This window comes from Ramlibacter sp., assembly GCF_013697775.1.
Classification (GTDB): domain Bacteria; phylum Pseudomonadota; class Gammaproteobacteria; order Burkholderiales; family Burkholderiaceae_C; genus Ramlibacter.
Genome location: NZ_JACCWG010000226.1, coordinates 1 through 5,638, shown reverse-complemented (window position 1 = coordinate 5,638; position 5,638 = coordinate 1). Strand labels below are relative to the sequence as shown.

Sequence of the window (5,638 nt, the reverse complement as noted above, 5' to 3'; positions counted from 1 at the left end):
GGGCTACACCGCGTGAGGCCTGACCCAAGCGCGCAGGGGCCGCGGCGGCGCCAGACATAACGGGGATTGCCATTCAACCCGAAGGGCGCGGCAAGCGAAGCGACAGCGGTGCCGGCACCAAGCGCGCCCTGCGCGCGACTGCGGCACTTGATGGCAATCGCCCGTTATGTTGAATTGCGCTTCGGCGCAATTCACCCCGCGGCGCCTGCCAGGCCGGGGCCGGCTCGATGCCGGTCCTGGCCTGCATCTCAGCTCTGCGCGAAGCGCCATGCTTTGACTTCCAGCGCTGGCATGCAGCTCCGCGTCCGGAGCGCCGTCCTCACGCACGCCCAGGTGCAGCGACGGCGCGCGGCTTGCCCGCATGCTGCTGCGCCTCGATCGCCAACACGGAGCAAGCCGCGTGACGAGAGCGGACCAGATAGCCGTCACGCCTCGCACGCCAGGCGCACGGCGCTCGCGTTCAGCCGCGCGCCCTGGCGCGTCCGCCGGCAACGCCTGTCACCTCGGCGCGTAGCCCTGATACGCCAGCTCCTGGCGCAACTCTTCGCAGGCGTCCCGCATCCGCCGCGCCTCCTCGTCATCCACCGCCAGCGCCCGCCACTCGCTCCAGCCCACCCGCTTCAGGAATTCGGCCAGCGCCCAGGCCTGCTCATCGCTCAGCTCCACCTGGAAGTTCATGGCGTGTTCTCCTCTTCTTCGGCCTCATGCGCCAAAGCCTCCAGAAGGGCCTCGGCGGGGTTTTCTTGTTCGGGGTAAGGGGTAGCCAGGTCCAGCAGCAATTGCGTGTCCTGCGCGGCCTCTTGCGCCTGACCACGCTCGCGCCGACGCACGCCCGGATGCGTCATCGCGTGAACCTTGGCCAACTGGCGGATCGCCACCTGCGTGTAGATCTGCGTGGAGCTGATGTCCGCGTGCCCAAGCATCGCCTGGATGTGGCGGATGTCCGCGCCGCCTTCGAGCATCAGCGTGGCCATGGTGTGGCGAAACAGATGGCAGCTGCCCTTCTTGCCGATCTGCGCGCGCTGCACGTAGGTGGCGATCACGGTGGACAGCCACATGGGATGCAGCGGGTTGCCCTCGTTGCCCAGGAACAGCGTGGCGTCGGCCTGGTTCCAGGCGAGCTGCGGCCGCGCGTCATCGAGGTACAGCCGCACCCAGTGCGCCGCGCGCTCGCCCAGCGGCACCATGCGGTCTTTCTGGCCCTTGCCCAGGCGCACCAGCAGCACGCGCCGCTCGAAGTCGATGTCGCCCACTTCCAGCTGGGCGATCTCCATGCGGCGGATGCCGGTGGCGTAGAGCACTTCCATCATCGCCCGATCGCGCAGGCCGATGGGCGTGCCGATCGCGGCCAGCGCCATGATGCGCTCGACCTCGGCCACCGAGAGCACCGCCTGCGGCAGCCGCTTGATCTTGCGCGGCAAGTCGATGTCGGCGGCCGGGTTGGCCGGGATTTCTCCCTCGCGCGTGAGCCACTTGAAGAAGCCGCGCAGGGGCGTGATCTTGCCGCGCCGGCTGGCCACCGACAGCGGCTCGCCGTCGCGCTTCCTGTAGTGGAACAGCCAGCGCTGGTAGCGCTCCAGCACGGCGCGGCTGACCTGAGTGGGATGGGTCACGCCGCGCTCGTCGGCCCAGGCGATGAAGTCGCGGATGTAGCGCTCGGCGCCATACAGGCCCTGCGCGGTGTAGCCCTTCACGCCCAGGTGTTCGAGGTAGCGGCGCATCGCGGCGAACAGGCCGCGCAGGTCACTGGGTGCGCCGCCCACGGCGCGGGTGTCGGCGGCCATGAACGGGCGCCGGGTGCTGGGCCGGTAGGTGTAGGGGCGCGTGCCGGTGCGCATGGCCTCAGTGCTCCGATGCTGCAACTACGACCGCGTTAAGGCGCGAAGTCGCGCCGCCTCTAATACGCGGTTTCGCATCGCTCGCGTGCGAATAGGCCGCCAAGCCAATGCCGGCGCGGCTTTGCGGTCCATTCACACCCCCAGACTTGGCCCAAACTTGACCCAAACTTGGGGCAGACTTGACCCAAACTTGCGCGCCCTCGACCCAGACTTGCGCGGTCATAGTGATGGCTCCGGCTCGAAGTCATCGGGCTCGATCAGGCCGCACAGGCGCCGCTCGTCTTCATCATCGGCGCCGTCCCACAGCAGTTCATAGGTGAAGCTGTGGCCGCGGCTGCCGGCGTGCACCAGCAAGTACTCCATGTCGGCCAGGCGCGCGCAGTGCACCTTCAGCTGACTGTCGCTCCAGCCCGTGGCGCCCCGCACGTCGCGGCGCGTGAAGCGCACCTGCGCGGGTGTCATACGCTCGGCCTTCGCCCGTGCGTCCACCAGCGCGCGTATCAGGCGCAGGAGCTTGCGCGTTTGCGGCGGCAGCTCGTCCAGCGTGCGGCCCAGCACCTCGTGCGCCACCTGGTTGGCCAGCGTGATGTCGTCCTTGGTGACCTCGATGTAGCGCAGCACCTGGCCGGCATGCTCGGCGCTCTTGACTTCGCGCTGGTGCTGGTGCAACAGCGCTATGGCCGCGATCAGCGCCAGGTACTTCATGTGATCGCGCCGGGTGCGGGTCTTGTCTGCAAGGAAGGTGAGCTTGCGCGCGTAAGGGTTGACCACCGCCACGTTGGCCAACAGGCGCTGCGCGTTGTGGTGCAGCTGCTCCAGCTGCTCGCGGCCGGCGCGCTGCATGAGGCCTTCCAAGGTTTGTTTCTGGCGCTGGCGCGCGTGGATCGCGGCGGTCTGCTCGCGCGATTCGTTCACGCTCAGCACCAGGCAGCGGTTCAAGAGTTCTTCGTCGACGTCGATCGCCGTCGTGGTCAGCATCAGCATCACCGGGCCGCGCACGGTGTACTGGCGCGTCTGCAGGTTGCCCGTGGCTTCGTCCTTGGCCGTGCTGGCGATCGTGAGTTCGCCGTCCGACTGCAACAGCTTCAAGGCATAGGCGGCCTGGCGTACGCCTTCTTCTTCGGCGATGGCCAGGATCTTGTGCTGCAGGTTGTTCTCGCCCAGGTAGTAGAGGGACTGGCCGGTCATCGCGCTGTAGCGAATGCGTTCCTCGGGCGGCACCAGGTTCAACACCGCATCCATGAGGGCGCTCTTGCCGGCCGCGCTGGTGGACTGGATCAGCACGGCCAAGGGCGCATCGAGCTTGCGGCTGACGGCCGCCAGGTACGCGGCCATCAGGTTCATGTCCTCACCCACCACGCCCAGCGCGTGCAGGTCGGCGACGATGCGGGCCATGAGGTCGGGCGCGCGCAGCAGCGCGAGGGCCTGCGCTTCTTCCTCGGCCGTGAGGATCGGCGCGGCCGGCGTGCTCGGCTTGCGCGCCTGCGCCATCAACTCGTCTTGCAAGACTTCCAGCTTCAGCAGCACGGCGCCCAGCTCGCGCTTGACAGCGTCTTCGCCCAGCGCCAGCTCGATCGAGGCGGCGCGCAGGAACGAGGCGCGGCTGCGCGCGGCGTACAGGTCCAGCGTGTCCACGAAGTAGCCGGCCTCGCTTCTGACTTGCACGTTCACACGCATCGCCTCGGGGGTGAGATTCTTTTTCCAGCCACGAATGCGCCAGGCGCACACGCCCGGCTCGAGCTGCACTTCGTCGGGCAGCGCGCCGCTGCCAGCGTCGGTATCGGCTGAGGGTGCGGCGCGCGCAGAGTCGGCGGCTAAGGAAGGAAGGCGCGGGCTTTCTTCCTTAGTTGCCGGTTGTTCTTGCTTTGCTGCAGCGCCGGCCGGCGCCGAGGGAGGCGGCTTGTCCACCGGCGCCACGCTCACCGGCGCATCGCCCTCGGGCGGCCGGCGCGCGCCGCCCATCCATTGCGCCTGGTGCAGCACCAGCGCCAAGGCCTTGGCCGGCGGGCTCATCTTCTGCGCGAACTCGTTGGCATCCATCCCCTTGGGGAACTGCACGCGCAAGACCTCGAAGCCTTGCGCGATCAACTCCTTGGCCAGCTTCTCGGCCGCGCGCTCGCCGGCCTCGTCGCGGTCATACGCGATGAACACGCGCTCGATGTGGTTCGCTTTCAACACGGCCAGCATGTCGGCCGTGAATCCCTCGATGCCGTAGCTGCTGGTGGCGTTGGTGAAGCCGTGGCACCAGAAGGTGAGCGCGTCGATCAGCGCTTCGCACAGGATCGCATCGCGCTGGCCCGCAGGGCGCGCACCGGCCGCCTGGATGCCGGCCAGGTTGAACACGCCGGCATGCGGACCGGGCAAGTAGAGGTGCTTGGGTGTCCCGGCGCGCAGGTCATCGCGCAGCTTGCGGCCGTAGACCTCGACCACCTGGCCGGCCGCATCGAACACCGGGATGACGAGACTTCCATTGAAGTGCTCATGCCCGCTTTCGCGAATCAGGCCGATGCGCTGCAGGCGCTCGCGGATCGCCGCGCCCTCGATGCGATTTTTGTTCGGCAAGCGCAGGCCCAAGGTGCGGTCGGCCACGCCGAGCTTGAAGGTGTCGATCAAGGCCGGATGCTCCAGGCCTCGGCTCTTCAAGTACACCTGCGCCTCGGCGTCTTCCTTTAGCCGCTGGTGGTAGTAGTCCACGGTCTGCGCGAGCAGCGCCTGGTCGTCGGCATCCAGCGTCACGGGCGCGGCCAGCGCGCGCGTGGTGGTCACTTTCTGCGGCGTTCCCGCCGCTAAGGAAGGGTCGGCCTTGAGCAACTCCACCGCGTGGCGGAAGCTCACACCGCGCGTCTTGATCACCCAATCGATCGGCCCGCCGGCAGCGCCGCAGCCAAAGCAATGCCACAGGTTCTTCGCGGGCGTCACGAACAGGCTGGGCTCGTTGTCGCCTTCATGTAGCGGGCACCGCCCGCGCAGGTCCTTGCCCATCTTCTTGAGTTCCACGCCCGAGGCCTCCACCAGGCGCTGCACGCTCACTTCGTTCTTGATGCGGTCCAGCTCGTCTTCGGGAATGCGCGCCATGTCGTTGTGCCTTTCTTGAGCGCGTCACAGGGTCAAATCCTGTCAATACGCGAATCAGGTGTTTTTGAATTAGCGCATATGCTATATTCACTCAAGCACCTTTGCAACCGGGGGTTAGAGTGAATGCCATTGACGATTCGACTTGGTGGCTTGACATGGATTTCGCGCAACGGCTGGCAGCATTCCGCAAGGAACGCGGCCTCACCCAGCAGGCACTGGCCGACCGGGTGCAGGTGCACCTCACGCAGATCAACCGCTACGAGACCGGCGACAGCCAGCCCACGCTCGATGTGATCCGCCGGCTGGCCATCGCGCTGACCGTGACGGCAGATGAGCTAATTTTTGGTAAGGATGAACGCGGTCCCGACGATGACCTGCGATTGCAGTTCGAGGCAATCAGCCAGTTCGATGAAGAGGACCGCGAACTCGCGCGTGGCGTGATCGAAGGCCTGATCCTCAAACACCAGGCCAAGCAGTCGATGGCGCGCCAGGCGCAGCGCGCCGGCGTGCAGGCCGCACGCGGCAAGCCACCGGCCAAGAAGGCACCAGGCAAGCGCGCCGCGCACGTCAGCGCTTCCAGATGAACGAAGGGTCGCGATCAGCGGCCCTTGTTGTTTGCAGACCCCAGCCTTAGCGGCTGGGTTGCTGCAGCGTCTTCTCTCTCAAGAACATTGCTACCACCAGAACGGCAAGATGCTGTGCGGTCGAAGCTTCTTGATGTCTGC

At 66.9% G+C, this 5,638-nt stretch carries 4 protein-coding genes; 1 reads left to right on the top strand and 3 read right to left on the bottom strand.

What is annotated here, in order from left to right; genetic code table 11:
- Positions 1 to 498: 498 nt before the first annotated feature.
- From H0U68_RS11180 to H0U68_RS11170, 3 genes are all read right to left on the bottom strand, one after another.
- The gene (locus tag H0U68_RS11180) at positions 499 to 678 is read right to left on the bottom strand and encodes a hypothetical protein (RefSeq protein WP_296355555.1); all 180 of its coding nucleotides are present in this window, start codon (positions 676 to 678) and stop codon (positions 499 to 501) included.
- Complete coding sequence (xerC, locus tag H0U68_RS11175; RefSeq protein ID WP_296355553.1) at positions 675 to 1,838, bottom strand: site-specific tyrosine recombinase XerC; 1,164 nt, start codon at positions 1,836 to 1,838, stop codon at positions 675 to 677. Before xerC ends, H0U68_RS11180 begins: the two co-directional genes overlap by 4 nt.
- Positions 1,839 to 2,057: 219 nt before the next feature.
- Entirely contained in the window at positions 2,058 to 4,913 is a 2,856-nt protein-coding gene (locus tag H0U68_RS11170) for a CHC2 zinc finger domain-containing protein (protein WP_296355550.1), read from the bottom strand.
- A gap of 155 nt (positions 4,914 to 5,068) precedes the next feature.
- Here H0U68_RS11170 and H0U68_RS11165 point away from each other — a divergent pair, with 155 nt between their 5' ends.
- Positions 5,069 to 5,497 carry a helix-turn-helix transcriptional regulator gene (locus H0U68_RS11165; protein ID WP_296355548.1) on the top strand — a complete coding sequence of 143 codons (429 nt, stop codon included), beginning with the start codon at positions 5,069 to 5,071 and terminating at the stop codon, positions 5,495 to 5,497.
- Positions 5,498 to 5,638: the final 141 nt, after the last annotated feature.

Bases quoted from the DNA above. Each gene is read 5' to 3' on its own strand.
- H0U68_RS11165 (WP_296355548.1), top strand. From the start codon at position 5,069: ATGGATTTCGCGCAACGGCTGGCAGCATTCCGCAAGGAACGCGGCCTC.
- H0U68_RS11180 (WP_296355555.1), bottom strand. From the start codon at position 678: ATGAACTTCCAGGTGGAGCTGAGCGATGAGCAGGCCTGGGCGCTGGCC.
- H0U68_RS11170 (WP_296355550.1), bottom strand. From the start codon at position 4,913: ATGGCGCGCATTCCCGAAGACGAGCTGGACCGCATCAAGAACGAAGTG.
- xerC (WP_296355553.1), bottom strand. From the start codon at position 1,838: ATGCGCACCGGCACGCGCCCCTACACCTACCGGCCCAGCACCCGGCGC.